This window comes from Aequorivita vitellina (assembly GCF_022008365.1).
Taxonomy (GTDB): domain Bacteria; phylum Bacteroidota; class Bacteroidia; order Flavobacteriales; family Flavobacteriaceae; genus Aequorivita; species Aequorivita vitellina.
Genome location: NZ_JAIRBA010000019.1, coordinates 19,875 through 45,602, shown reverse-complemented (window position 1 = coordinate 45,602; position 25,728 = coordinate 19,875). Strand labels below are relative to the sequence as shown.

Annotated in this window: 27 protein-coding genes; 8 read left to right on the top strand and 19 right to left on the bottom strand. The window is 37.3% G+C overall.

Annotated features, from left to right (window positions below):
* The first annotated feature begins 1 nt into the window (after position 1).
* Positions 2-736, top strand: coding sequence for a lycopene cyclase domain-containing protein (locus K8089_RS10390; RefSeq protein WP_237603220.1), 735 nt, complete (start codon positions 2-4; stop codon positions 734-736).
* 89 nt (positions 737-825) lie between these two features.
* Positions 826-1,410: an SET domain-containing protein gene (locus tag K8089_RS10385; RefSeq protein ID WP_237603219.1), complete on the top strand. Its 585-nt coding sequence runs from the start codon at positions 826-828 to the stop codon at positions 1,408-1,410.
* A gap of 11 nt (positions 1,411-1,421) precedes the next feature.
* On the opposite strand, the gene K8089_RS10380 is transcribed toward K8089_RS10385, so the two are convergent.
* The 6 genes from K8089_RS10380 to K8089_RS10355 form a co-directional block, all read right to left on the bottom strand.
* On the bottom strand, positions 1,422-1,985 hold the full coding sequence (locus K8089_RS10380; RefSeq protein WP_237603218.1) for a TlpA family protein disulfide reductase: 564 nt from the start codon (positions 1,983-1,985) through the stop codon (positions 1,422-1,424).
* A 102-nt stretch (positions 1,986-2,087) separates the two neighbouring features.
* Entirely contained in the window at positions 2,088-4,352 is a 2,265-nt protein-coding gene (locus K8089_RS10375; protein WP_237603217.1) for an aconitate hydratase, read from the bottom strand.
* Between the two features lie 212 nt (positions 4,353-4,564).
* On the bottom strand, positions 4,565-5,518 hold the full coding sequence (locus K8089_RS10370; protein ID WP_237603216.1) for an AAA family ATPase: 954 nt from the start codon (positions 5,516-5,518) through the stop codon (positions 4,565-4,567).
* Positions 5,519-5,532: 14 nt separating this feature from the next.
* Positions 5,533-7,005 (bottom strand): peptidylprolyl isomerase, encoded by a 1,473-nt coding sequence (locus K8089_RS10365; RefSeq protein WP_407932390.1) that lies wholly within the window; start codon positions 7,003-7,005, stop codon positions 5,533-5,535.
* Complete coding sequence (locus tag K8089_RS10360) at positions 6,962-7,816, bottom strand: peptidyl-prolyl cis-trans isomerase (RefSeq protein WP_237603214.1); 855 nt, start codon at positions 7,814-7,816, stop codon at positions 6,962-6,964. The genes K8089_RS10365 and K8089_RS10360 overlap by 44 nt, the downstream gene beginning before the upstream one ends.
* Positions 7,816-9,774 (bottom strand): peptidylprolyl isomerase, encoded by a 1,959-nt coding sequence (locus K8089_RS10355; protein ID WP_237603213.1) that lies wholly within the window; start codon positions 9,772-9,774, stop codon positions 7,816-7,818. Before K8089_RS10355 ends, K8089_RS10360 begins: the two co-directional genes overlap by 1 nt.
* Before the next feature lie 210 nt (positions 9,775-9,984).
* On the opposite strand from K8089_RS10355, the gene K8089_RS10350 reads away from it, so the two are divergent.
* From K8089_RS10350 to K8089_RS10330, 5 genes are all read left to right on the top strand, one after another.
* Positions 9,985-10,224, top strand: a complete 240-nt coding sequence (locus tag K8089_RS10350; RefSeq protein WP_237603212.1) for a hypothetical protein — start codon at positions 9,985-9,987, stop codon at positions 10,222-10,224.
* Entirely contained in the window at positions 10,224-10,667 is a 444-nt protein-coding gene (locus tag K8089_RS10345; RefSeq protein WP_237603211.1) for a DinB family protein, read from the top strand. Before K8089_RS10350 ends, K8089_RS10345 begins: the two co-directional genes overlap by 1 nt.
* Before the next feature lie 65 nt (positions 10,668-10,732).
* Positions 10,733-11,248 (top strand): OmpH family outer membrane protein, encoded by a 516-nt coding sequence (locus K8089_RS10340; protein WP_237603210.1) that lies wholly within the window; start codon positions 10,733-10,735, stop codon positions 11,246-11,248.
* Between the two features lie 90 nt (positions 11,249-11,338).
* Positions 11,339-11,881 carry a hypothetical protein gene (locus K8089_RS10335; RefSeq protein ID WP_237603209.1) on the top strand — a complete coding sequence of 181 codons (543 nt, stop codon included), beginning with the start codon at positions 11,339-11,341 and terminating at the stop codon, positions 11,879-11,881.
* On the top strand, positions 11,862-12,278 hold the full coding sequence (locus K8089_RS10330) for a hypothetical protein (protein WP_237603208.1): 417 nt from the start codon (positions 11,862-11,864) through the stop codon (positions 12,276-12,278). Before K8089_RS10335 ends, K8089_RS10330 begins: the two co-directional genes overlap by 20 nt.
* A gap of 89 nt (positions 12,279-12,367) precedes the next feature.
* On the opposite strand, the gene guaB is transcribed toward K8089_RS10330, so the two are convergent.
* From guaB to K8089_RS10285, 9 genes are all read right to left on the bottom strand, one after another.
* Positions 12,368-13,840 carry an IMP dehydrogenase gene (gene guaB, locus K8089_RS10325; protein WP_237603207.1) on the bottom strand — a complete coding sequence of 491 codons (1,473 nt, stop codon included), beginning with the start codon at positions 13,838-13,840 and terminating at the stop codon, positions 12,368-12,370.
* Positions 13,841-14,008: 168 nt separating this feature from the next.
* Positions 14,009-14,503 (bottom strand): hypothetical protein, encoded by a 495-nt coding sequence (locus K8089_RS10320; RefSeq protein ID WP_237603206.1) that lies wholly within the window; start codon positions 14,501-14,503, stop codon positions 14,009-14,011.
* A complete protein-coding gene (locus K8089_RS10315; protein WP_237603205.1) occupies positions 14,504-15,034 on the bottom strand; it encodes an FMN-binding protein in 531 nt (176 codons plus the stop codon). It abuts the gene before it with no gap.
* Between the two features lie 55 nt (positions 15,035-15,089).
* Positions 15,090-16,268: a hypothetical protein gene (locus K8089_RS10310; protein WP_237603204.1), complete on the bottom strand. Its 1,179-nt coding sequence runs from the start codon at positions 16,266-16,268 to the stop codon at positions 15,090-15,092.
* Between the two features lie 112 nt (positions 16,269-16,380).
* A complete protein-coding gene (locus K8089_RS10305; protein ID WP_338149246.1) occupies positions 16,381-16,860 on the bottom strand; it encodes a heme-binding domain-containing protein in 480 nt (159 codons plus the stop codon).
* Positions 16,861-16,863: 3 nt separating this feature from the next.
* Positions 16,864-18,411: a bifunctional metallophosphatase/5'-nucleotidase gene (locus K8089_RS10300; RefSeq protein WP_237603203.1), complete on the bottom strand. Its 1,548-nt coding sequence runs from the start codon at positions 18,409-18,411 to the stop codon at positions 16,864-16,866.
* Between the two features lies 1 nt (position 18,412).
* Positions 18,413-19,276 carry a hydroxymethylglutaryl-CoA lyase gene (locus K8089_RS10295; protein WP_237603202.1) on the bottom strand — a complete coding sequence of 288 codons (864 nt, stop codon included), beginning with the start codon at positions 19,274-19,276 and terminating at the stop codon, positions 18,413-18,415.
* A gap of 62 nt (positions 19,277-19,338) precedes the next feature.
* The gene (locus K8089_RS10290) at positions 19,339-19,953 is read right to left on the bottom strand and encodes a LysE family translocator (RefSeq protein WP_237603201.1); all 615 of its coding nucleotides are present in this window, start codon (positions 19,951-19,953) and stop codon (positions 19,339-19,341) included.
* A gap of 106 nt (positions 19,954-20,059) precedes the next feature.
* On the bottom strand, positions 20,060-21,172 hold the full coding sequence (locus tag K8089_RS10285) for a quinone-dependent dihydroorotate dehydrogenase (RefSeq protein WP_237603200.1): 1,113 nt from the start codon (positions 21,170-21,172) through the stop codon (positions 20,060-20,062).
* Positions 21,173-21,257: 85 nt separating this feature from the next.
* On the opposite strand from K8089_RS10285, the gene pepT reads away from it, so the two are divergent.
* Positions 21,258-22,520, top strand: coding sequence for a peptidase T (gene pepT, locus K8089_RS10280; RefSeq protein ID WP_237603199.1), 1,263 nt, complete (start codon positions 21,258-21,260; stop codon positions 22,518-22,520).
* A 98-nt stretch (positions 22,521-22,618) separates the two neighbouring features.
* Here the strand turns inward: pepT and yajC are convergent, their stop codons facing one another.
* The 4 genes from yajC to K8089_RS10260 all read right to left on the bottom strand — a co-directional run bounded on the left by yajC (position 22,619) and on the right by K8089_RS10260 (position 25,603).
* The gene (gene yajC / locus K8089_RS10275; RefSeq protein WP_237603198.1) at positions 22,619-22,909 is read right to left on the bottom strand and encodes a preprotein translocase subunit YajC; all 291 of its coding nucleotides are present in this window, start codon (positions 22,907-22,909) and stop codon (positions 22,619-22,621) included.
* 29 nt (positions 22,910-22,938) lie between these two features.
* Entirely contained in the window at positions 22,939-23,418 is a 480-nt protein-coding gene (locus tag K8089_RS10270) for a DUF1573 domain-containing protein (protein WP_237603197.1), read from the bottom strand.
* A 55-nt stretch (positions 23,419-23,473) separates the two neighbouring features.
* On the bottom strand, positions 23,474-24,418 hold the full coding sequence (nusB, locus tag K8089_RS10265; protein WP_237603196.1) for a transcription antitermination factor NusB: 945 nt from the start codon (positions 24,416-24,418) through the stop codon (positions 23,474-23,476).
* 87 nt (positions 24,419-24,505) lie between these two features.
* Positions 24,506-25,603 (bottom strand): Glu/Leu/Phe/Val family dehydrogenase, encoded by a 1,098-nt coding sequence (locus K8089_RS10260; RefSeq protein WP_269352612.1) that lies wholly within the window; start codon positions 25,601-25,603, stop codon positions 24,506-24,508.
* Positions 25,604-25,728: the final 125 nt, after the last annotated feature.

The window sequence follows — 25,728 nt, the reverse complement described above, 5'->3', positions numbered from 1 at the left end:
TATGTGGCACCTTTATTTTCTGCTCAATATTGCTTCATTGAGCATTCCTTTTTTGTTCAGCTTTCACCCAAAATTGAAGTTTTATAAACTCTGGAAATACTTCTTCCCGGCCACTTTTATTATGATGGCGTTTTTTATTCCGTGGGATATTATTTTCACACAAAACGGGTTTTGGGGTTTTAATCAAAAATATCTCTCCGGAATTAACCTCGTCAACCTGCCATTAGAGGAATGGCTTTTCTTTATCTGCATTCCATACGCCTGTCTTTTCACTATTTATTCGTTTAAAAAACTTGCGCCGCAGTTTTCATTTTCAAATAAAGTTACTTCAATCGTATATTTTTCGATGCAAACTGTTTTAATAGTAGTTCTGCTATATTTTTACGATCGATGGTACACGGCAGTAAACTTTGGCTATGCCGTAGTTTTGCTAGCCATAGTTTTCAATTACAAACCTGAAGCTCTAAATATTTTCTTCCCTGTTTTTCTAATTCTACTACTACCCTTTTTTATTGTGAATGGATTTTTAACCGGAAGTTGGATTCACGAACAGGTAGTTTGGTACAACGATGCCGAAAATTTAGGAATTAGAATAGGCACCGTCCCCATTGAAGACAGTATTTACGCACTAACTATGCTACTTACAATCTACGTTTTAATGGAAAAATTTAGAGAGAAATACCCTTTAAATTCTGATACAATCGAAAAAGATTTACCTAAAAAATCGGCAAATTAACAGCTTTAAAAATTGATATGCAATAGGTTGGAAACTGTAAAACAATTGCGATTTTGTATTACATTTATTCCTAAAAATCCCGATTGTATATGATTCATCCTAAAACCGAACTGAAATTTATAAGTAGCCAAGTAGGCTACGGGGTTGTGGCCACCGCATTTATTCCCGCAGGCACAATTACGTGGGCATTAGACCATTTGGACCGCGAATTTACACCAGCCAAATTGAAGAAAATGAATCCTCTTTATCAAAATATTCTAGATACCTATTGCTACCGAAATAAAAAAGGCAACTACGTGCTGTGTTGGGATAATGGACGGTTTGTAAATCATAGTTTTAAAAGTAACTGTATTTCTACCGCTTACGATTTTGAAATAGCAATTCGCGATATTCATCCCGGCGAAGAACTTACTGATGATTATGGTTATTTAAATATTTCTGAACCTTTTAAAGGAATAGACGAGGGTACACGCCGAAAAATCGTTTATCCAGACGATCTTCTAAAACATGCCACAACTTGGGATAAATTGTTGATGAAAAATTTCCCGAAAATATATGAAGTGGAACAACCTTTAAAACCGTTGATAAGTGAGAAATTATGGGCAGAAATTCAGGCTATTTCAACAGGAAAAAAAGTTATGAAATCTATAAAAGAGAATTATTTTGCAGGATAATTTTTAGAAAACTATTCAGAAAGAAGAGAATTTAAAAGTGACCTCATTTTTTGACTGTTCCAATCTGCTGCGCCTTCTTCATCAATAACGATTTCACCTGTTTTTGAAATTAAATAGGTAGTGGGTAAAGCGTAAGATTCTAACATTTTAGGCGCTTCAAAAGACTGAAGAAAAATAGGCAAAGTGTAACCGTTCTTCTCCATAAATTTTTCAACTTTTTTAGGCTTTTCCGAGGTAACAAAATAGAAATCTACTTTCTCGCCATATGCATTGTACAACTTCTGAAATGAAGGCATTTCGGCAACGCAAGGCGGGCACCAAGTAGCCCAAAAATTCACGATGGTTACCTTCCCTTTGGATTCTGAAAAGTTTACTTCTTCAGCATTTAATTTCTGTAAATTCCAATTGTAATCTTGTAGTGTCTCGCGTTCCGATGCTTTCTTTTCTGATGGTGAAAAAGCTATTATTCGTTGTACAAAAACCTGAATTGGCATTCGTGTTTGCGGAATTATCAACAAAGCCAATAGGATCACAAACAAGATGTTGCTCCATTGTTTTTTTAGAAAAGCTTTCATGATTAGCGTGTATAAAAAAACCTAACAGGTTTTACTTGTCCGCCGAAGCTATTTCAGCATAGGAGGAAAACCTGTTAGGCTTGTGTATTAAAAACAGTGATTTTAAGCGTTCTGCTTCTTAATTAAATTTAAAGCCGAACCTTCGTGATACCACTTTATTTGTGCATCGTTATACGTATGGTTTGCTTTAATCGTGTCTTTGCTTCCGTCCTTGTGTACAACCTCTATTGTTAGGGGTTTATTTGGAGCAAAGTCTGCGATATCAACAAAGTTGAAAGTATCGTCCTCCTGAATTAAATCGTAATCTGCTTCATTCGCAAATGTTAATCCAAGCATACCTTGTTTTTTCAAGTTTGTTTCGTGAATACGCGCAAACGATTTCACCAAAACTGCAGCAACCCCCAAGAATCTTGGTTGCATAGCTGCATGCTCTCGAGAAGAACCTTCACCGTAATTATGGTCGCCAACTACAATAGTTTTTATTCCTTTGGCTTTGTACTCACGCTGCACATCTGGCACACCACCGTACTCACCGGTTAATTGATTTTTCACAAAATTTGTTTGCTTATTGTAAGCATTTACAGCTCCAATTAGTGTATTATTTGCAATATTGTCTAAATGTCCACGGTAACGAAGCCACGGACCAGCCATAGAAATATGGTCTGTAGTACATTTTCCAAATGCTTTAATAAGCAGTTTTACACCTTGTAATTCCGAATCTTTTATAGGCACAAAAGGTGTTAATAATTGAAGACGCTCACTATCTGAAGCAACTTTTACTTCCACAGAACTTCCGTCCTCCGTTGGTGCTAAATAGCCATTATCGTCAACTGCAAAGCCTTTTGGTGGTAATTCTAACCCTACCGGTTCATCTAATTTTACTTCTTCGCCATCTTCATTAATAAGTGTATCGTTCATAGGGTCGAAGTCCAAACGTCCCGAAATTGCAATTGCAGCAACCATTTCTGGTGAACCAACAAAGGCGTGTGTATTTGGATTTCCATCTGCACGTTTAGAAAAGTTTCGGTTGAATGAGTGTACAATTGTATTCTTTTCATCGCCCTTTCTGTCGCTTCTATCCCACTGTCCAATACACGGGCCACAAGCATTTGTAAAGATAGTGGCATCAAGATTTTCAAATACGTCTAGCAAACCGTCGCGTTCTGCAGTAAAACGAATTTGTTCTGAACCAGGGTTAATACCAAAATCACTTTTTGGTCTTAATTTTTTATTGATTGCCTGCTGAGCAATAGATGCTGCACGCGATAAATCTTCGTATGAAGAGTTTGTACAACTACCTATCAGTCCCCAATCTACTTTTAATGGCCAATCGTTTTTTCTGGCTTTTTCACCTAATTCGCCAACAGGAGTAGCCAAATCTGGAGTAAATGGTCCATTTAAATGCGGACGAAGAGTAGAAAGGTCTATTTCAATTACTTGATCGAAGTATTTTTCTGGGTTTTCGTAAACTTCGTCGTCACCAGTTAAATACGGTCTAATTTTGTTTGCCTCATCGGCTATATCATTTCTGTCTGTAGCGCGTAGAAAGCGTTCCATTGCATCGTCATACCCAAAAGTTGAAGTGGTTGCACCAATTTCGGCACCCATATTACAAATAGTTCCTTTTCCAGTACACGAAAGGTTTTTAGCACCTGGGCCAAAATATTCTACAATAGCGCCAGTTCCACCTTTTACGGTAAGAATCCCGGCTACTTTAAGAATAACATCTTTTGAAGCAGTCCAGCCATTTAATTCGCCAGTTAATTTAACACCTATTAATTTTGGAAATTTTAATTCCCAAGGCATACCGGCCATCACATCAACGGCATCTGCACCTCCAACACCAATTGCCACCATTCCCAAACCACCTGCATTTACAGTGTGGCTATCGGTACCAATCATCATTCCGCCGGGGAAGGCGTAATTTTCCAATACTACTTGATGAATAATTCCTGCTCCCGGTCTCCAAAACCCGATTCCGTATTTATTTGAAACAGATTCCAAAAAGTCGAAAACCTCATTGCTTGTTTCGTTTGCGCGTTTTAAATCTGGTGCAGCACCTTGTTTAGCTTGAATTAAGTGATCGCAGTGCACTGTGGTAGGTACTGCAACGTTTTTTTTCCCAGCTTGCATAAATTGCAAAAGTGCCATTTGAGCAGTTGCGTCTTGGCATGCAATTCTGTCTGGTGCAAAATTTACATAATCTTTTCCACGCTGAAATGCTTTATCTGGATTGCCATCCCAAAGGTGGGAGTATAATATTTTTTCAGAAAGTGTAAGTGGCTTTCCCGTTACTTCACGTGCCTTATCAACACGTTCGGCCATTTGGGCGTAAACCTTTTTAATCATATCAATATCAAATGCCATAGTTGTATTTTTTGTAGATGCGAAAATACAAAATTTTATAATATTTAAAAAGTATTTAATGAAATTGCTTATTCAATGAACATAATTCATTAAATATTAATTTTGATTGAATAAAATTGCGATATCGTTAATTTTGAATGCTTATTATTAAGAAATTCTAAATTTTGAATAACTTAGAAAAAATTTGAAGTTATAGAAGAAACGTTACTTTACTAATACAGACTTTTTATAATTTCTTCAATTGTTAATCCTTCTGCCTCGGCTTTATAATTTTTAATCAATCGATGACGAAGAATTGCGATTGCAGCCTTTTGGACGTCTTCAATATCTGGCGAAAATTTCCCGTGGATTGCAGCATTTGTTTTTGCAGCTAAAATTAAGTTTTGCGAGGCTCGAGGTCCTGCCCCCCAATCTATGTAGTTCTTCACAATTTCAGGAGCAGTAGAACTGTCGGGACGTGTTTTGCCTACTAAAGTAACGGCGTATTCCACAACATTATCTGCCACAGGTATTCGTTTAATTAAGTTTTGATACTCAATTATTTCTTCTGAAGTAAACAAGGCATTTACACTTTTAGTTTCGCCGATAGTGGTTTGTTTAACCACTTCAACTTCTTCAGAAAAAGAAGGATATTCCAAATTGATTGCAAACATAAAACGGTCTAACTGCGCCTCTGGCAACGGGTAGGTTCCCTCTTGCTCAATGGGGTTTTGTGTTGCTAAAACAAAATATGGTAAATCTAGTTTATAATGATGACCTGCCACGGTTACGGCACGTTCTTGCATCGCTTCTAGCAAAGCAGCCTGTGTTTTTGGTGGCGTTCTATTTATCTCATCGGCAAGAATAATATTGGCGAAGATTGGTCCTTGAATAAATTTAAACTCGCGGTTTTGATCGAGAATTTCAGACCCCAAAATATCACTCGGCATCAAGTCTGGCGTAAATTGTATTCTTTTAAATTTAAGTCCGAGTGCTTCGGCAACAGTATTAACTAGTAAGGTTTTTGCAAGGCCGGGAACACCAATTAGCAACGCATGTCCGCCCGAAAAGATGGCAATTAAAACTTGCTCAACCACTTCATCTTGACCTACTATTACTTTTTTAATTTCTTGTTTAAGGGCGTTGTATTTGGAAACTAGTTGTGTTACCGCTGCTACGTCTGACATAGTATTTTTCTATATTATTTTTTTAACCAATCTCCTGCAAAATCGCAATCTTGGTAGTCTTGATTGATGCTAATATACGTATCTTTTATCTTCTCGTTCTGCCATTTGTTTATTACCTTAATTTGCTTTTCGCGCAGCGCCAATTTTTTGATACGTTCGTAATCTTTTGAGTAATCTGCTTGGTGCTCATCGTATTTTTTAGTTACGGTAAGGATTTTTAAACTACTCTTCCCTGTGCGGTCACGGTCTGTAAAGACTTCGGAAACCTCACCTTCTTTTAAGTTGTACACTTGCTGGCTAAGGGTTGGATCCATTTTGGTAAGATCGAACCTGGTATCGAAAGAAATAGGGTTGACCAACTGCCCTCCGTTGTTACGTGTTTCTTTATCATCAGAATTTTTTCGGGCTGCTTCGGCGAACGTAATTTCACCAGCTTCAATTTGTTTTTTTAAGTCTTCAATTTTCTTTTGCGCTTCATCAATAGATTTCTGCGAAACTTCCGGAAACAGTAAAATATGCCTAACATCTACTTCTTGTCCGCGGATTTTTTCAACGTAAAGAAGATGCCAACCAAATTCAGTTTCAAAAGGCTCGCTAATTTCGCCTTCTAGTAGTGAAAAAGCCTGGTCTTTAAACTCTTTGGCCCAGGGCGAATCGCGTTTAACTCCAGTATATAATCCACCTTTTGAGTTAGACCCGGGATCTTTTGAATAAAGCACTGCTTTGGTTGAAAAACTGGTGCCATTGTCAATAATATCTGCGCGGATGGCGTTTAGCCTCGCCTTAACCTCGTCTATAGCTTGTTTGGTAATTTTTGGATCGACTACTATTTGGGCAATTTCAATTTCGGCACTAAAAACGGGACGTTCGTCTTCAGGAATTGAAAAGAAAAAGGTGCGTACTTCCTCTGGAGTCACCTCCACTTTTTCAATTACCTTTTGTTGCATTAAACTCGCTAGTTTTATGCTTTTATTGGCTTCAAAAAGATCTTTTCTTAAATCGGCGATGTTGTCTTTTCTGTAATAGGCCGCAACTTTTTCTTCGCTTCCCAACTCACTAATCATGTACTGTAATTGCTGATCTATCATGCCGTTAATTTCGGCATCGGGAACCATAATACTATCTTGTTTGGCTTGATGGGCGTATAATTTATCTTCCATTAGCTTGCCCATTAACTGGCAACGGGTAATATCTTCAATAGACATTCCTTGCGATTGCATTTCAACATAAGCTTTGTCTATATCGCTGTCGAGAATTACATATTCCCCAACCACAGCGCTCACACCCTCTGCTTTATATCTTTTAAACGGTTTTAAAGTGTCGCGCATAATTGTTTTTTGCACCACTAATGAATCGTTGCTTTTAACCACTCCGGTGCTATCAGGCTCTACAACGGTTTGGGCTTGTAGCATCGCGGTTGAAAAAAGCAACACTAATAAAAATTTATTCATTTTTATAGATTTCAAAATTATTTGTTTCAATAGCATCTCTTGTAATATCTGTTTCAAGTTTTTTTATTAGTTCAAGCTTTCTTTTGTTGAGAATTATCTGTCGTAAAGTAGGCTTAATATAGGAAATTGGCGCTGTATCATTTAGATTTAATACGTCTTCAATTTTCACCAAATATACTCCTAATGAATCTTGCAATTGTGTGAAATTGGATTTTTTTAACACTTGGTCGCTACTAGACTTAATTATAGGTAGCGTGTTAAGCAACACTTCTTTTCTCACCCAAACCGAATCGTTAAAATTTGACGATATAAATTGGTAGTTTTGACTGGTTAGCGCTGCTTTATCCTTTTGGTTGTAGCGGTTCAGCTTTTCTTTTACAGTTGCCAAGCCTTCGTAATTTAAAGGAAGTTGCACGTAACGCAATTTTACAAGTTGATCTTTTAATTTAAAATTTTCCTTATTAGTTTCATAATAATCCTGAAACTCCTGTTCTGCGATTACACTGTCTAACTGCTTGTTTACAATAACATTTTTATATGCCTCGGTGAGTAAATCGTTGTGGTATTCTTGCACTAGTTTGTTGTATTGATTCAATTTTTCGGCAGGAATATTAATTCGTGCTTGATCAATAAGTAGTTGTTGGGTGGCCCAACGGTTTATATAATTGTTAACTATTAAAGTACTGTCTTCGGGGGTCGTGTCTTCGTTTAGTAGTTTTTTGAGGTCTGCTTCATATAAGTACGATTCGTTTACACGTGCTACAGGATTTTCTTCCGTTTTCCTTTGAAAATACTCGCAGGAAACAAATGAAACACAAGCAACTAATATGTAAAGCAATTGACGCATTACTTCAACTCTTTTTTAACGTGTTTTAATGCTTTTTTATCTACCTGTACGGTGTATTTTTTACGTAAGCTTTCCATCCAAGATTTTTCCAAATCATTTTGATAATTGCTCAGCACTTTTCCTTTTACCTCATCTAAAGTTTTATAACCTGGTGAAAGTATGTCTTTAATAAACACAACTACAAACGAATCGTTGCTGGGATAAACGGCAGATGTTCCCTTTTTAATCTCCAAGTTGTTAGGCAGTTCAGACTGGTCTATTTCAAAAACCCCGGGTGTAATTATAACATTTACTTTATCTACAGTATTAAGTGCTATTTTTATTTCTTCGGAAGTTTTGCCTTTATCAAGCATCGTTTGAATTTGCTGTGCGTATATTTTAGACGTAGCCGAATAGATATCAGCATCAACACGCTGCTTCCACTTGTAATTATCTTTAGTTTTTGCGTAATATTCCTGAACCGCTAACGTATCCTCCTTGGCCTTTTGCCAGATATTTTTGTTCATTACGTCGAAAATTAAAAGTCCGTCGCGGTATTCGGTAAGCACAGCCGCATAATCTTCATTGTCGTCTTTTAATCTATCTTTAAAGTAATCTTTTAATTGTTCTGTTTCAAATTCGTCATAAAGCGCTACGAGCAACGCCTCCTTTTGGCGGTACAGTCGTGTGGTTTTTTGACGCGTATCTATAAAGTTCGCAAAGTCTGAATACACCACCTTTTTATCGCCAATAGTGAAAAGTGTTTTGTCTTCGTTTGCCGGAATTGGCTCCATTTGCCATTTTCGCTTTAATACTTCGTCTGTAACATAAGTATCAAAAAAGGGTATAAAACTTGTGCCTTTTTTAAAACCATATTTCTCTTTTATTTTATTATTCGTTGCGGTTGTAACCAATTTAGACCGGTCGCCTTCCGAAACTTTTTTCTCAAGTGCGAGTCTTTGCTCCTCAAAAGTTTCCATTGGTAATTTTTCATCTAAGCGAATAATATGCCAACCAAAATCTGTTTTAACCGGCTTACTTATATCGCCAATATTTTTGAGTTTGTAGGCAGCATCTTCAAATTCGGGAGCGCGAAGATCTCCTTTTGTAAACGGTTTTAGTTTCCCTCCTTTTACTGCTGAATTTTTATCGTCGGAAAATTGTTTTGCCAAGCTTTCAAAAGATTCGCCTTGTTTTAACATGGTGTACAGTTCGTTAATGCGCTCTTCGGGGTTAAAAGTACGCGCACCTTTTTTATCAGAAATCATAATGTGCGAGACTACAATTTTTGGCAATTTTTCTCTTCGGTCGTTCACTTTTATTAAGTGGTATCCAAAACTTGTTCTTACAATATTTGAAATTTCGCCCGGCTTTGTATTGTATGCTTCGCTTTCAAAAGGATAAACCATATTAAAAACCGTAAAATATCCTAAAGCACCAGCTCTTTCTTTAGCGCCCGGTTCTTCGGAAAATGTTTTTGCCAGCTCGCCAAAGTCTTCACCTTTTAATGCTCTTTCGCGAATTGACTTCATTTTATTATAAGCCGCCAAAGTATCCTGCGGCACAGATTCGTAATCTACGCGAATTAAAATGTGGGAAGCGTCTATTTCAAATTTACTGCGCTCATAAGCTTCCTTTGCCAATTCTTCGGTAACCTTATCTTCAAAAAGATAATTTCTTGAAAGCTGATCGCGGTATTTATTAAATTCACTTTTATAAACACTTGCTTCGTCCAAATTTTGGGCTTGGGCTTCAGCAATTTTCAATTTATAATCTATAAAAAGTTGCAAATAGCCATCGATATCCTTTTGCGATTCATCCTGTACTAAGTCTAGGTTTTTCTTATAAACACGTTCAAACTCATTTGAGTAAACCGGGTCTCCGTTTATAGTCATCAACACCTCTTTTTTGTTTTGTGCAAAAATGGCAGTGGTACTTAAAAAGACCAAAATGAATAGGGAAAGAAAATTTTTCATCATTTTTTTGATTATTTATTTTTAATTGAAGCGTGGCAAAAATAGCAAAAAGCTACGGTAACACACATCAGAAAAGCTAACGAATTTAATATAATTATAGTGTTTCACATTTTTAAAAATTATGTTGAAAACCCGTAACTTGCAATAGTTTTTAAAAAGAAGAAAAACAATTGGTTTTATTTAGCCGAAAAATTGTTTCAAAAATATATTTAAATGTCTGAACGCGTAAAACTTATATGGGATTTTCGGGGTCCAAATGCACAGCATATTGCCCAGCACCACGCAAAACATCTCAATGAATATGTAGAAACTAAAAATTTGCAAAACAGTTTTACGGGGTACGAAGAAATTTCGCCTATGTTTCACATTGCTTTTTTGGTTGCTGAAAAATCGCAGATGAACAGCTTGCGCGAAACCTTAAAACCCACGCGAGGCCAATTATACGATGAGTAATGAAAACTTTTTTCAAAGATAAATTTGAATACACCCATCATTGCAATCAGCAATTAATTGAAGTATTGCTCAAAAACCCGAAACTTTATAAATCTGAAATAAGTGCTTTAATGAGTCATACGCTTAATGCACACCATATTTGGAACCACAGAATTTTTGGGGTTGCGCCCGCGCTTCAAGTTTGGCAGGAATTGGAACTTAATTATTTACAAAAAATAAACACCGAAAACTATGAGCACAGCGTTGAACTAATTCGACAAAAAGATTTAAACGAAAAAATAGATTACGCCAATAGCAACGGCTTTCAGTTTAAAAACACGGTAAACCAAATGCTTTTTCATATTATTAACCACACTACCTATCACCGGGCTCAGCTTGTAAGCTTGTTGAAGACACACGGCATGCAACCAATTAATACCGACTATATTTTTTACAAACGCTAAAATGTTGGCCTTTAATTTGTAATATTTATAGTAATATTGTGCTCTCAAATTTTAAAACTATAAAAATGAAATTTCTTAAAATCGCCATTTTCTTAATTGGAGTTTCTGCTTTTGCCCAAAGCAAAGTGGGAGCCGTAGATGTAGAATATATTTTGTCTAAAATGCCTGAATTAGAAACTGTAAAAACTCAAATGGAGACTTATGGCAAACAATTAGACGTTGACCTTAACAAAAAAATAGACGAATACAAAGTGTTAGCCGAAGCCTATAAAACCGGTGAAGCCTCATTTACACAAGAACAAAAAAAGGAAAAGCAAACCGAACTGATGACCTTGGAAGCCGATATTCAAAAGTTTCAGCAAAACGGCGCTAAATTAATGGAGATAAAACAACAGGAAAGCCTTAAACCGCTTTACGCAAAAATTGGAGCAGCCCTAGAAAAAGTAGCACTTGCGCAAGGTTACACCCAAGTTATGCAAACCTCACAAGACTTGGTTTTTTTAGATCCTAATTTTGATCTAACCTTGTCTATCTTAGACGAATTAGGCATTAAAATCCCAGTAGAAGAAGCGGGAAAATAAACCTTTTTAATTGCAAGATATTAACGTGAGGCTTTTTTAAGTCTCACGTTTTTTTATGCCTATATTTGAAGAAACGCAACGCACCAATTGATGACCATCCTTAAAAATTTTGCTAAAAAACAAAACGGGTATTATGAAGAAAATGATGTAAAAAATGTTTTTTCGCATATTGGCAGAATGATTTATCAGCCTAAAAAAGCAAAGTTTATAATTGGTGGCTCCAAAATTTCTATTAACATTGATGAAGTTGGCGGCGCTATCCCAACAGCAGAACCTTTTAGAATAATGCTTCATTTAAATAAAGCCTGCGGAAATAGTTTAGAGATATATCCTGCAAGTTTTATGGAAAAAATATTTCAAAAGATATTTTCTTTTAAAAATTTGAAGGTTAAAAACAAGTATGTTTTTAAAGGAAATGAAAAGTTAACTGAACTATTAGCGAAAGAAAAATCATTTCTTACACAGCTGCAAAAACAGAATATTTACATTCGAATTCCGAAAGAGAATACTTCAAAAATAATTTTAACTCCGACACACGGAATTGAAAACGAACTGCAACTTGCCGCATTTATTGACCTACTAAAAACTGTGGAAGCGAAGATAAAAGCCGAAAATGATTCAAGAAATTATTGAACATATAAAAACCAATCCTGCGGGTGAAAGCGTTAAAAGCATTGTTATAAACGGTCGCGATTATGAATTAAGCTGCAAATGGAAAAAGCGAGTTGAAATTTCCATTAGCCCCATACAACCAATCCTTATTGAAACTACTTTTTCTTCCATTAGAAAAACACCTTTTTTAAGTATCATTGTACGTTCTCCGCAATACAGGTTACGCGGAGAACGAACTGAACTAACCGAAAAATTACTCGCTAATAAATTCACCCCCGCCCTGCTCCATTATCCAAATTCCGAATTAAGTTGCAAAAGCAGTCAGATAAGTTTTACGGCAACCTTGAGAAAAAAGCATATTTCTCAATTAGAAAAAATGATCTTGTATTTTGAAGCTTTGGTGGGTACTTTAAAATAATATTTCAAACCATAAAAAAAAGCGTTGAGAAACTTCCCAACACTTTTTTTTCAAGCCATAAACTGAATAAAGTTATTTATATTTTTCAATTATCTGCTATAATTTGGTGATTCGCTGGTAATGGTAACATCGTGTGGATGGCTCTCATTTATACCCGAAGCTGTAATTTTAATAAAGCGTCCATTTTGCTTTAATGTCTCAATATCTTTGGAACCACAATAACCCATTCCGGCTCTAAGACCGCCAATAAACTGGGTCATACTTTCAAATAACTCACCTTTATACGGCACGCGACCAACGATTCCTTCGGGAACCAATTTTTTAATATCGTCTTCAACATCTTGAAAATAACGGTCTTTGGAACCTTCGCGCATCGCTTCCACAGAACCCATTCCGCGGTACGACTTGTATTTTCTTCCTTCGTAAATAATAGTAACCCCCGGCGACTCTTTAGTTCCAGCCAGCAGCGAACCTAACATTACACAATCTGCACCTGCAGCAATCGCTTTTGGAATATCGCCTGTATAACGTATTCCGCCATCGGCAATTACTGGCACACCGCTACCTTTTAAAGCAGCTGCAACCTCCAACACCGCTGAAAACTGTGGAAAACCAACTCCAGCAACCACACGAGTTGTGCAAATGGAGCCAGGTCCAATTCCTACTTTAACAGCATCTGCACCCGCATCTACTAAATATTTTGCCGCTTCGGCTGTTGCAATGTTTCCAACAATTACTTCTAAATCGGGAAACTTTTGTTTAACCTTTTTCAAAACTTCAACCACGCCTTTGGTGTGGCCGTGCGCGGTATCTATAATTACCGCGTCAATTTGTGCGTTTACCAATGCTTCGGCTCTTTCAAAGGCGTCGGTAGTAACACCTAAAGCAGCGGCAACACGAAGTCTGCCGTATTGGTCTTTGTTCGCGTTGGGCTTTTGAGTGAGTTTGGTAATATCTCTAAATGTAATAAGCCCCAACAACTTTCCGGCATCGCTTACTACCGGTAGTTTTTCAATTTTATTTTTTTGAAGAATAATTTCAGCTTCCTTTAAAGAAGTACCCTGCGCTACCGTAACTAGATTTTCGGTGGTCATTACTTCGCTCAACGGACGTTTAAAGTTTTTTTCAAAACGAAGATCGCGATTGGTAACAATTCCTATTAAACTACCATTTTTATCAGTAATTGGTATTCCGCCAATGCTGTATTCGCGCATTGTATTTTGGGCATCGCCCACGGTGTTTTCTTTGTGAAGTGTAATTGGATCAATAATCATCCCGCTTTCGGCACGTTTCACCTTTCTAACTTCGGCCGCTTGTTCTTCAATACTCATATTTTTATGAATCACGCCAATACCGCCTTCGCGAGCAATAGCGATGGCCATAGCGCTTTCGGTAACGGTATCCATAGCTGCGGAAACAATTGGAACGTTTAATGAAATATTTCGGGAAAACTTTGTGGCGATAGAAACTTCGCGTGGTAAAACTTCAGAATAGGCAGGTACTAAAAGTACATCGTCGTAAGTAAGTCCTTCTCCTAGAATTTTGTTGTCGTGTGCGGTCATTGCAATTAAATTAATATCCGAGGCTTAACGGTAGAAGTAACAGGATCGGAATGTGATTATGGTTTAATTGCGTGCAAATGTACATCAATTAATTCAGAATTAAGTGTAATGGATTATGAATTATTCGCGCGTTGCCACAATAGTACTTGTGGTTTTTTGAAGAAAGTACTATTTCTTTTTAGAAACTATTAATTGCCAAAGCACCGCCCCCGCTGCTACTACATAAACTACGGTCATTAAAATGCCAGAAATCATTACAATCCATTTCATCCAAAGCATGCCTTTCCACATAAAATATATACCACCAAAAGTTAAGAGGATTGACGCGAAAGGTTCGATCATTAAAAAAGCTTTCAATTTTGTGGGCAGGGAAGTAATAGCCACCAAACCGCCGAGCATAAAGAAAATAAACGAAATGGATAAAATGTGCGTGTGCAAAATGGTAAGCATTTCGCGCTCGCCTTTTTTAAATTTCATTACTGTTATATCTTCCGCATCTTCATTGCCAAGATAGTTCTCCACAAGTCCTTTTGCATCTGTTGAATCCGTTTGGCGCACAAAATTTAAACCTGTAAAATACCCAACACTTAACACGATAACAAAGGCAGCAATAAACTGTTTTACGTAGCGGGGAAGGGTGTGGATAAGGCCGTGTAGTTGCATTTACAAGGCTTTTAGTTTCTGCAGGATTGCAATACTCTTCATTAGAGAATTCATTTCAGTAGTCAAGGATTTCACCGAAATAGTCGCCCCACTTATAGGAATAATGTTGCGATTGTAAAGAAATTCTTCGGAAGAAGGCGATGCTCCCAAAAACTGTTTTAACCAACGTTTACTACTTATTTCGCCACCGTATTCTTCACGATAAATAAGCACTTTGTTATGGGTTACTACGAAGTCTTTATCGAACAAAACCAAATAATCGAAAGTGGCGGTTTTACTGGGTGCATTGCCAATATAGCCATAACCGATAAATTTGCCGTTGGAGATAATTTTAAAAAGGTTTTCATCTCCAAATTCTGATACTGTTTTTGCATTCAAATCTTTAGAGACCGAAATAATTTCTTTCGAAATATTTTCGGTCTCGTAAAACTTGACCATTTCTTTATGCGCTTTTTTAGCCACATTATCTGGAACGGAAAATGCTACAAAAACGAAAGATGTAATAAAGAGAATGAAAAATCTTGTATTCATAAAGACAAAGGTATTTAATTGAAAATAAAAGATCCCCGCCTTCGCAGGGATTTTGTTAGAACCAAACGCCAATTCCAAAATTTAGTTGGTTTGAAACCTCAGCTCCATCCAGCGCATTATCTTTAAATTGATAATCGCCTTTTAAAACTACTCCATTGGCAATGTGGTAAGACAGTCCTGCGGTAATATCTTGGCGGTTGTAAGCATCGTTACTCACCAAACTGCCATCAGTACTTGCATGCGTATCGTACTGTTCGTAACGAGCAAAGGCATAAAGTTTTTGTTTAGCGGTAAGCGGCAGTAAATTATAAGCACCTTCCACATAGTACCCCATTAGAGCACTACCCAAATCTCTTCCGGTTAGTGTGTTGTATTTGTCTGTATCAGAAAGGGAAGCATAGATAAACTCGCCACGAGCCGTAAACTTACGGAAAGCATAACGAACGTCGAATCCCACCATGGAAACGCCAATGTTTGCGCCATCTAAATCTTCTACCTCATCTGCAGCTTGTGTTTGCCCAAAATATCCAGCTAACCCAAAACGCAGCCCTGGAATTCCGTAGTAATCAAGTTTTGCTGAAAAAGTTGGACTGTCCACGGTAGATTCAATTCCTTTTTGACGTCCACCTCGTAAACCGTCTTTTCCTTTTAAAAATCCTTTTACGCCACCTTCATCGTCTAAGGCAGTAGATTTGAAACCATTAAAAATATAAGCCTGGTACCCCAAAGAGATTTCGGGAAAACGACCGTTTACCCCAACTCCAAGTTCACGCCAAGTAGTTGGCACTATATCATGATCAACCGCAGGACGCTCCGTACCGTTAAATGTTGTTGGTTCGTGGTATTCGTTTACAATCCCCATTGGAATCAACATCAATCCACCACGTAGGTTTACATTATTGCTTATAGCATAGTTTACAAACGCTTGTTCTATATATATTTCCTCAACGTGTTCAACTTCAATTTCGGTAATAAACTGTGTTCTTTCGTCAAATTTATAGCCTAATAACAACACCAGTCTATGTACATCTAGTTTACCGTTATCGCCTTCAGGTTGATTGTAAACCATTTCGCCATACCCCCCAATAGTTACCGCCTTTCCGAAATTACCAGAAAGAATGCGTTGCGCTGCATTTTCTTGGGCTGCCGAAGTAGCAGGAATAGAATCTGAAAATGTTTGTGAAAAAGAAATCGCACTAATAAATAATGCGATTAAAAGGTTTGTAGTTTTCATTGAATATTATTTAGACTGAATTAAAATAGATTAGTTTTTCAGCCGCAAAAATAATAGCGATTATGAAATCTCGCAAGTTTATTTAGATTTAATTTAGATAAGATTGAAGCGGTTATTTAATTGATGAAACTTCCAATTGCTGCTTATACCGAAGTCTCGCAACACCAGCCCATTGCAACAACAGTTTTTTTTCATCTTCGGAAATATTGCCGTGTAAAATTGCATAAGATTGGAGTGGCATTTCGCCTTTTTCAACCATTTCTACCAATTCTTCCAATTTGTGCTCCTTCTTTTTAAGCGAATAATCGCTCCACGCAGAAAAATTTAAATGCTTTTTTCCTACTCTAATATGGTCGTATAACCATAACGAAAAAGGTTCAATTTCGGCATACCACGGATACTGGGTTTGGTTGCTATGGCAGTCGTAACAATTTTCTTTTAAAATTGCTGCCACTTTCAAAGTTGGTTTGGTTTCTGTTTCAAAAACTGCAACACTTTCATAACCGCCGTTATTTTTTTCAGGACGTATAAATTGTATTGCCACCAAAGCAATAAGCGCTACTACCAACACAACTTTTACAACTCTTTTCACCAGTTATTCTTTTAATGATTTTAAATAAACAATAATGGCTTTCCGAATATCGGCAGCAGTTTCATTTTCCTTTGGGGTATAAATACTTACAATTCCAGGGTTATCTGGGGTTAAAAACGGAATATCAAATCCTTTCAACAAAAAGTCGCTAAAAGCTACGGTATACGTTTTTGAATCGATTATAGTTTCAATACCATCACCTATTCGCCACGCGCCTTTGTTATTTCTTGAGAAGTTATAACGTTGCAGATAAGCTCCTTCCCCACTTTGTAATTCGCCGTAGTCTAAAACTTCTTTTAAAAGACTTCCTTTTAAATCTACTTTCAATACACTTCCACCAAAAGGAAGCACTCTAAAAATATCGACACTTGTAATATCGCCTTCCAGTTTGTCGTCTAATCGTATAGAACCACCATTTACCAAAGCGCCAGCGACTTCATTATTATAAGCGTTGACCATTGAGTGTGCAATTAGTTCGCCCATATTGGTTTGCTTACTTCTATTAGCCGTGTCTGTACCGTCTAACGGTATGGCAGCGTTGAAAATTACCTCTTTAGGATTATCCACCACTTCTTTAAGCTTCTCCTCTACAAGATCGGTCCACTTGCTCACTACGGTTGCCACTTTTGGCGAAGACGCAATTCTATCGGTTACCATCACCAATTCAGAATCGATGAAAAGAGCTTTTGTGTTTAAATTATAAGTAATGGTATGCACATACAGACTTTTTGCGTTGGCATCTGCTTTAGCGATAATTGTATTGCCTTGCTTTTCCAACATATTAAAGTGTTCGTGCCCTCCCATTATCAACGGAATGGAGCCCAAACGACTGGCTATTTTTTTATCTTCATCTATGGCAACATGAGTTAGACCAACTACTAAATCTGCTTCTTTACTCGCCAGATTATAGGCTCTTTCAGCATTGTCATAAATATCGCCGTACGAAACATAGTCTTTCGGATTTGAAGGAAGTGTTACCCCAAACACGGCAAATTTCATAGTATTACCCTTTTCGCCGGCCGCTTCATACAATGCGTAATCTGATGTTGGTATAGCAGTATTATTTCGTATCGACGTAAATGGCACTGATCCATTATCGGTAACGTGTTTCACATTGGCGGTTGTCCATTCAAAATTGGACTCGTTTAATCTTTTTTGCAGATCTTTTTCATCTAAATCGAATTCGTGATTTCCGAAGGTTACCAAATCAATTTCCGAAGCATTAAGCACATCTACCATCTGCTTTCCGTTTACGCGTTCACCAGCTACTTTTAAGGTTCCTATTAAAGAAGGATTTAAAAAATCGCCGGCTAGAAACAAATATGTGTTTTTGAACTTTTGTTTTATAGAATCGCGAATGTGTGCTACACGTGCCAAACCACCGTACTCACCACCACTTAAAGGCGCTATTTCGTACACATCGTTAATCTGGACCAATTTCAGTGTGACGATATCGTCACTGTTTTTAATATCCTTAACCGTCGGTTTAACCGAGGAACAACCAACCGCGAAAAAACTAATGAGAATTGCTAAAAGTAATGTTCTTTTCATTTTAATGATATTTAGTAAAAATTTTTGTTGCTTCGTTATGCGCACTTTCAAAAGACATTGGATTTATATTGCTCGACACTTTTTCAGCCGTAAAATAACTGAGCATTTTTTCGGTAGGCATATTTCCCGTTAATTCGTCTTTTGCCATTGGGCAACCTCCAAAACCTTGAATGGCGCCATCAAATCTTCGGCAACCGGCTTTATATGCAGCATCAACTTTTTCGTGCCAAGCGGTCGGGGTGGTGTGCAAATGCGCTCCAAATTCTATGTGGGGATATTTGGGTATTAAATTACTAAATAAATATGATATAATCTCGGGGCTCGAAGAACCCACGGTATCGCTAAGCGAAAGTATTTTTACACCCATAGCCGAAAGCTTTTCGGTCCACTCGCCTACTATCTCTACATTCCACGGATCGCCATACGGATTTCCGAAACCCATGGATAAATAAGCAACTACTTCTTTGTCATTTTTATGGGCGAGATTTAATATATCTTGGAGCAAAACCATAGACTCAGCAATAGTTTTATGCGTGTTGCGCATTTGGAAGTTTTCTGAAATAGAAAAAGGGTATCCCAAATAATCTATCTCAGGATGTTTTACGGCATCTTCGGCACCGCGAAGATTTGCAATTATGGCGAGCAGCTTGCTTTTGGTTGCTGAAAGATCCAGTTTTGAAAGCACTTCGGCAGTATCCTGCATTTGCGGAATGGCCTTTGGCGAAACAAAGCTTCCAAAATCGATGGTATCAAAACCACAGCGTAAAAGCGATTGTATATATTTCACTTTTTGCTCGGTGGGAATCCAGTCTTTTATGCCTTGCATGGCATCGCGGGGACATTCTATAATTTTTACTTGCTGCATTGGTTCAAAGATAGCAATTCCTTCGCAGGCAGGAATCTTTCAATTTTAAAAAAATAACAGATTTATGGAATTAATATAAACACCGCAATCCCGACAAAAACGAGTATTTGTAACCATTTTAAAACAACTCCCATATTTTTCCATTTCAAAAGTAAAGATGAAATTTTACCAGCTGCCATTGCAATGCTACTAAAGGTTATAAATGAAACTATCATAAAAGTAATTCCCAATACGTAAAATTGCAAAATGGTATTTCCTTCTTTGTCCCACAAAAAACCAGGGAAAAAGGCCAAAAAGAAAATCATCACTTTTGGATTAACCAAATTCATTATCACCCCTGTTTTAAAAAGTTGAACGTATGATTTTTTTGGGGCATTTTCAGACAAATGAATGTGTTCGTCACTTTTATAAACCGAGTACGCCAAGTACAGTAAATAGCAAGCGCCCAAAACCTTTATTCCGTAGAAAATTTTATCGGAAGCTGTTATAATCGCAGATATTCCAAAAGCCAAAAGTGTCGTGTGAACAATGCAACCACTAATTAAACCCGCAGTTGTTGCAATGCCGCTTTTCGTACCATTTACCAGCGATTGCGTTAGCACATAAATATTGTCTGGCCCAGGAGAAATGGCGAGCGCTAAAGTAGCGACTGAAAAGGAAATCAGGGTTTCAATCATAAAAAAAGACGTAAGACCGCTGCGCTATAAGACTTAAGATTTAAGACTCGCAGTTTATTGAATTCGAGATGTAAATTTATTGCCATTTTATCATTATAAAAGTGTCCTATGTCTTATGTCTTTTCAATATCGCTTTGTTTATTTCCTTTATCAAGCCCGGACCTTCGTAGATAAAACCTGTATAAAGCTGCACCAAACTGGCGCCAGCATCCAATTTTTCTAAAGCATCTTCGGCAGAATGAATACCACCAACCCCAATAATCGGGAATGCTTTGTTGCTTTTTTCCGAAAGAAAACGGATTACTTCCGTCGCTCTTTTATTTAACGGTTTTCCACTTAAACCGCCCATTTCTTTTTTGTTTTCCGAAGCAAGTCCGTCGCGGGAAATTGTTGTGTTGGTTGCAATAACGCCGTCAATTTGTGTGGTCTCAACGATTTCAATAATGTCTAAAAGTTGCTCATCGGTTAAATCTGGCGCAATTTTTAAAAGAATTGGTTTGCGTTTTGCTTTTGAATTGTTTTTTTCCTGAAGCGTTTGCAGCAAATCGGTTAATGGTTTCTTCTCCTGCAAAGCGCGCAGATTTGGCGTGTTTGGCGAACTTACGTTTACCACAAAATAATCTACATAATCAAACAATGCTTCAAAACAAATTATATAATCGTTTACGGCTTCTTCATTTGGTGTGATTTTGTTTTTGCCAATGTTGCCGCCTATTAAGACTCTGGGGCTTCGGCTCCGCTCAGCCACCGTGCGTTTGCTGCGTTCCTCACTTGTACTTTTGGCAGGGTCGTTGCGCGGAGCCGAAACGGCCTTTCCATTCGCTTTCAACCTTTCAACAGCTTCTTCTACGCCACCGTTATTAAAACCCATCCGGTTTATAATTGCCGAATCTTCTTTTAAACGAAACAATCGCGGTTTCTCATTTCCGGGTTGTGGTTTTGGAGTTACGGTTCCTATTTCAATAAAACCGAATCCAAAATTTGAAAGTTCTTTGTATAACTTCGCATCTTTATCAAATCCTGCGGCAAGTCCCACTGGGTTTGGAAATTTCAGACCAAAAAGTTCGCGTTCCAATTTTGGGTTTTCCACTTTATAAATACTTCGGAAAATACTTCCGAAGCCAATTTTATGAAAAAACTGAACTAGCGAAAATGTAAAATGATGGATTTTTTCAGGATCGAAACGAAAAAATAGCGGACGAATGAAGGTTTTGTACATAGTTGAAAAATGTGGTACAAAAATACACTAAACTATGTATTTGTTATTTTGAATATGCTTTATTTTGCATAGTAAACGAAAAGTTATGATTGAAAAACAACATATTATTGACCGCTTCACAAGTTATGTAACCATTGACACCGAAAGCGATCCAAACAGTGATACTACGCCAAGCACTAAAAAGCAGTGGGACCTCGCTAATAAACTAGCCGAAGAACTAAAAGCAATTGGAATGGAGGACGTTACAATTGACGAAAACGCCTATATAATGGCCACTTTGCCTTCAAATGTTTCGCATTCTGTTCCTGTTATTGGTTTTGTTTCGCATTTTGATACTTCGCCAGATTTTACGGGAGCCAATGTGAAACCACAAATTATTGAAAATTATAACGGAAAGGATATAGTTTTAAATAAAGAACAAGACATTATTCTATCGCCAGATTATTTTGAAGATTTATTGCTTTATAAAGGGCAAACCCTAATTACTACAGATGGCACAACGCTTTTGGGCGCTGATGATAAAGCGGGGATTACCGAAATAGTTTCGGCAATGGAATACCTTATTAATAATCCTGAAATTAAACACGGAAAAATACGCGTAGGCTTTACACCCGATGAAGAAATAGGGCGTGGCGCACATAAATTTGATGTTAAAAAATTTGGCGCAGATTGGGCTTACACCATGGACGGTAGCCAAGTAGGCGAACTTGAATATGAAAACTTCAACGCAGCAGGTGCAGTGGTTACTGTAAAAGGAAAAATTGTGCATCCGGGATATGCCAAGGGTAAAATGGTAAACAGTATGTACATTGCTACAGATTATATTAATTCACTACCCAGACTTGAAACGCCAGAGCACACCGAAGGTAGGGAAGGCTTTTTTCACCTTCATAATATTAATGGAACTGTAGACGAAACAAAATTACAATACATTATCCGCGACCACGACAAAAAGCACTTTGAAGCGAGAAAACAAATGGTTCAACAATTAGCCGACGAGCTGAACGATCAATTTGAAATGGAGGTCGTTACTGTTGAAATTAAGGACCAATATTTCAATATGCGCGAAAAAGTTGAGCCTGTTATGCACATTGTGAAAATTGCAAAACAAGCCATGGAACAAGCAGACATAAAGCCACTAATAAAACCAATTCGCGGTGGAACCGATGGTTCGCAATTGAGTTTTATGGGACTTCCGTGCCCGAATATTTTTGCTGGCGGACACAATTTTCACGGCAGATATGAATACGTTCCAGTTGAAAGCATGATAAAGGCAGTAGAAGTAATTGTGAATATTGCACAAATTACCGCACAAGATCTTTCAAAATTTAAAAGCGAAGAGGAATAAAGGAAGGAGATTCAAATCCTAAAATACAAATAACAAAAAGAAACTCCCTCGACTATTAAAATAGTGAGGGAGTTTTTAATTAAAAAAGGAACAATTTACTATTTCTTTTCCTTCGCTGGTGCATTTAGTTTTGCGGTTCTTTCCATAGAGATGGCAGATCTTTCAAACTTCATTTTTCCAGCTCCGCTTTCAATAATGCAAGTACCGTCGTCATAAAGTTCAAGTACTTTACCGTGTAGCCCACCAGAAGTTATCACTTTATCGCCTTTTTTAAGTTGGGCGGCAAACTGTTTTTCTTGTTTGGCTTTTTTCATTTGTGGTCGTATCAAGAAAAGATACATTACCAAAAACAATAATATTATAGGTAAAAAACTTTGTATTTGTTCCATAGTAATTATTTATTCCTAAGTTTTAAAAATTAGGATGTTGGGGTTTTAATTGGTTTCGCGGCGCCCGCTTTAGGGTTTACAAAAGCTTTAATGGTTAAAGTTTCTGTTCCTGCTTTAGTGTTTGTAGTAATAGTAACTGTTTTACTAACTTGATTTTGACCACTACCATTGAATTTTACTAGCATTTCACCACTGTCACCTGGAGCAACTGGCTCTTTAGTGTATTCTGGTACTGTACAACCGCAGCTACTTTTAGCATTAACGATCATTAATGGTGCATCACCTGTATTTGTAAATTTAAATACGTGTTCCACATTTGTTCCTTGATCGATGGTTCCAAAGTCATATTGACTTTCTTCAAAAGTAATTACTGGGAACTTACCCGATTCTGCGTCACGAGCTTCGGCAGTGGCTACATTTTCCTCGTTTACTTTGTCTGCCGCATTGTCTTTACAAGATGAAAAGGCAAAAACAGATAGTATTGCTACTAATAAAACTGATTTTTTCATGATAATTTAGATTTTTTATGTTTTTAGCACGCCAAAAATAAGGATTTTTTTACTCTTATTGAAGTCCGCGTCCAATTTTATTCAGTTTGCCATTATCACCAAATTCCTTTACTATTTTATCTAAAATACCATTGATAAAAATACTGCTTTTCGGGGTTGAATATTCTTTTGAAATTTCAAGGTATTCGTTAATAGTAGCTCGTACCGGAATGGACGGAAAGTATAAAAATTCGGCAATGCCCATTTTCAAAATAATCAAATCCAAATCTGCAATTCGCTCTTGGTCCCAGTTGGGAGTTTTACCTACAATTTCAGTGTTTAGCTTATCTTCATTTAGAATTACCTTTCGAAAAAGTTGTACGGCATATTCACGATCTTCAACGTTTTTGTAAAGATTTGGAACCAGTAGTGCTGAAGCATTATTTTCTGAAAGTTTGCTGAGCATTTTAACAATGGCAGTGTTAACAATGGGGAAGTCATCTATCCAGGTAAGGCGTTTGTCTTCTAAGTATTCGTAGATTTTGTCGTTTGGTGCAATTACCTCCTTGTAAATGCGCATAACAAAATCTTGATCTTCTTTATAGGTAGTTTCAGTTTTAGTCAAATACGTTTTGTACCATTCTAACTCTCGCAACTCGTTAAAAAGAATAGCTACATACTCGTTATCCATTTGCCAATAATTGAGGTTTTTCTTCTCAATTAAGTCGTTAAAAGTCGTGTTTTGCGCAATTATTTGCAGCAATTTATTTTCAACAAAAGTTCTACTCGGGTTTTTTTCGAGAGCAGTTGCGAGGTGTTTTTTTTGAGAGCGCGTTAAGAAACTCTCAGCTTGATCTTGCACAGACAGTAGCAGCTGCAACATCAATAAATACAAATCCTGCATCTGATCTATACTGTGGAGTAGAAACTTTTCCTGAATATCAATATTTGGATCGGGACGCTGGTTGTAAGCGTAAACAGATTGCAAAACTTTTACGCGGATATGTCTTCTTGTAAGCATATATTTTTTGAAAGAACGGGTTTAAAGAAACAACGCACAAGATATTTCCTGTGCGCTGCAAAGATAGTGTTTTAAGAAAAAAGAAAACTATTTTTCGTTTTTTCTTGCATCAATTCTGGCTTGGGCCACATTATACGCTGCCTGATAGGTGGTAATGTTATCTGCTTCCGCCTTCTTCAAAATTTCGAGTGTGGTGTTGTAAATGTTTTCGGTTTTTCTAATTATTTCCTTGCGGTCATAATTCTCAAGTTCTGCATAAACATTGATGATTCCACCTGCATTTATCAAGAAATCTGGTGCGTAAACAATGCCTCTTTCGCGAAGCATCGTTCCGTGTTTTTGTTCTTCAGCTAATTGATTGTTTGCAGCACCAGCAATTATTTTAGCATCTAATTGTTTTATGGTGCTATCATTTATTGTCGCTCCCAAAGCACAAGGCGCGTAGATGTCCATTTTTTCTGCGTAAATATTATTACCGCTGTAAATTTCAACATTGTATTTATCGCGAACTTCCTCTAAACGCTCTTGATTAATATCTGCTATAAAAACTTTGGCGCCTTCGTTACTTAGGTTTTCTACCAACGCTTCGCCCACGTTACCAATTCCTTGTACATATACTACTTTATCCTCCAGAATATCGCTTCCAAATTTATATTTTGCAGCAGCCTTCATTCCCATAAAAACCCCGTACGCAGTAATTGGAGAAGGGTTTCCTGCCCCGCCATTTGCTTCTGAAATCCCAGTTACATATGGCGTTACTGTACGAACCAAATCCATATCTGAAGTTGCCATTCCCACATCTTCCGCAGTAATGTATTTACCGCCCAAAGAATGCACAAACTCGCCAAACTTTAACATAAGTTCAGGAGTTTTTTGTGTCTTGGCATCGCCAATTAATACGGCTTTTCCCCCACCAAGGTTTAAACCTGTAATTGCACTTTTGTACGTCATACCACGAGATAGACGAAGTACGTCGTTTAACGCTTCCCACTCACTGGTGTAATTCCACATTCGGGTACCGCCAAGTGCTGGTCCTAAAACAGTATTATGAATACCAATTATTGCTTTTAAACCAGTATCTTTGTCGTTGCAAAAAACGATTTGCTCGTGATTATCAAAGGACATTTGCCCGAAAACAGGGTCCATTTTATGAAGTTCGTTTGTATCTATTACCTCAGTTACCATAGCTTATTTAATTATGTTACATATCCTTTAAAAAGGCGGTGCAAAAGTAACCCTTTGTTGTCAATTTCACAAAGCATCCGTAGATAATTTAAGAATTTTAAAATGGTTACTATTTCGCAAAGTTA

Excerpts from the sequence above, each read along its gene's own strand:
- K8089_RS10375 (WP_237603217.1), bottom strand. The coding sequence starts at position 4,352 with ATGGCATTTGATATTGATATGATTAAAAAGGTTTACGCCCAAATGGCC.
- K8089_RS10270 (WP_237603197.1), bottom strand. The coding sequence starts at position 23,418 with ATGAAAAAATCAGTTTTATTAGTAGCAATACTATCTGTTTTTGCCTTT.
- K8089_RS10285 (WP_237603200.1), bottom strand. The coding sequence starts at position 21,172 with ATGTACAAAACCTTCATTCGTCCGCTATTTTTTCGTTTCGATCCTGAA.
- K8089_RS10300 (WP_237603203.1), bottom strand. The coding sequence starts at position 18,411 with ATGAAAAGAACATTACTTTTAGCAATTCTCATTAGTTTTTTCGCGGTT.
- K8089_RS10380 (WP_237603218.1), bottom strand. The coding sequence starts at position 1,985 with ATGAAAGCTTTTCTAAAAAAACAATGGAGCAACATCTTGTTTGTGATC.
- K8089_RS10365 (WP_407932390.1), bottom strand. The coding sequence starts at position 7,005 with ATGCTATTGAAACAAATAATTTTGAAATCTATAAAAATGAATAAATTT.
- K8089_RS10260 (WP_269352612.1), bottom strand. The coding sequence starts at position 25,603 with ATGGTAACTGAGGTAATAGATACAAACGAACTTCATAAAATGGACCCT.
- K8089_RS10335 (WP_237603209.1), top strand. The coding sequence starts at position 11,339 with ATGACCATCCTTAAAAATTTTGCTAAAAAACAAAACGGGTATTATGAA.
- K8089_RS10390 (WP_237603220.1), top strand. The coding sequence starts at position 2 with ATGTGGCACCTTTATTTTCTGCTCAATATTGCTTCATTGAGCATTCCT.
- K8089_RS10295 (WP_237603202.1), bottom strand. The coding sequence starts at position 19,276 with ATGCAGCAAGTAAAAATTATAGAATGTCCCCGCGATGCCATGCAAGGC.
- K8089_RS10340 (WP_237603210.1), top strand. The coding sequence starts at position 10,733 with ATGAAATTTCTTAAAATCGCCATTTTCTTAATTGGAGTTTCTGCTTTT.
- K8089_RS10290 (WP_237603201.1), bottom strand. The coding sequence starts at position 19,953 with ATGATTGAAACCCTGATTTCCTTTTCAGTCGCTACTTTAGCGCTCGCC.
- K8089_RS10370 (WP_237603216.1), bottom strand. The coding sequence starts at position 5,518 with ATGTCAGACGTAGCAGCGGTAACACAACTAGTTTCCAAATACAACGCC.
- guaB (WP_237603207.1), bottom strand. The coding sequence starts at position 13,840 with ATGACCGCACACGACAACAAAATTCTAGGAGAAGGACTTACTTACGAC.
- K8089_RS10350 (WP_237603212.1), top strand. The coding sequence starts at position 9,985 with ATGTCTGAACGCGTAAAACTTATATGGGATTTTCGGGGTCCAAATGCA.
- nusB (WP_237603196.1), bottom strand. The coding sequence starts at position 24,418 with ATGCTTACAAGAAGACATATCCGCGTAAAAGTTTTGCAATCTGTTTAC.
- K8089_RS10330 (WP_237603208.1), top strand. The coding sequence starts at position 11,862 with ATGATTCAAGAAATTATTGAACATATAAAAACCAATCCTGCGGGTGAA.
- K8089_RS10315 (WP_237603205.1), bottom strand. The coding sequence starts at position 15,034 with ATGAATACAAGATTTTTCATTCTCTTTATTACATCTTTCGTTTTTGTA.
- K8089_RS10320 (WP_237603206.1), bottom strand. The coding sequence starts at position 14,503 with ATGCAACTACACGGCCTTATCCACACCCTTCCCCGCTACGTAAAACAG.
- yajC (WP_237603198.1), bottom strand. The coding sequence starts at position 22,909 with ATGGAACAAATACAAAGTTTTTTACCTATAATATTATTGTTTTTGGTA.
- K8089_RS10345 (WP_237603211.1), top strand. The coding sequence starts at position 10,224 with ATGAAAACTTTTTTCAAAGATAAATTTGAATACACCCATCATTGCAAT.
- K8089_RS10355 (WP_237603213.1), bottom strand. The coding sequence starts at position 9,774 with ATGATGAAAAATTTTCTTTCCCTATTCATTTTGGTCTTTTTAAGTACC.
- K8089_RS10310 (WP_237603204.1), bottom strand. The coding sequence starts at position 16,268 with ATGAAAACTACAAACCTTTTAATCGCATTATTTATTAGTGCGATTTCT.
- K8089_RS10360 (WP_237603214.1), bottom strand. The coding sequence starts at position 7,816 with ATGCGTCAATTGCTTTACATATTAGTTGCTTGTGTTTCATTTGTTTCC.
- pepT (WP_237603199.1), top strand. The coding sequence starts at position 21,258 with ATGATTGAAAAACAACATATTATTGACCGCTTCACAAGTTATGTAACC.
- K8089_RS10385 (WP_237603219.1), top strand. The coding sequence starts at position 826 with ATGATTCATCCTAAAACCGAACTGAAATTTATAAGTAGCCAAGTAGGC.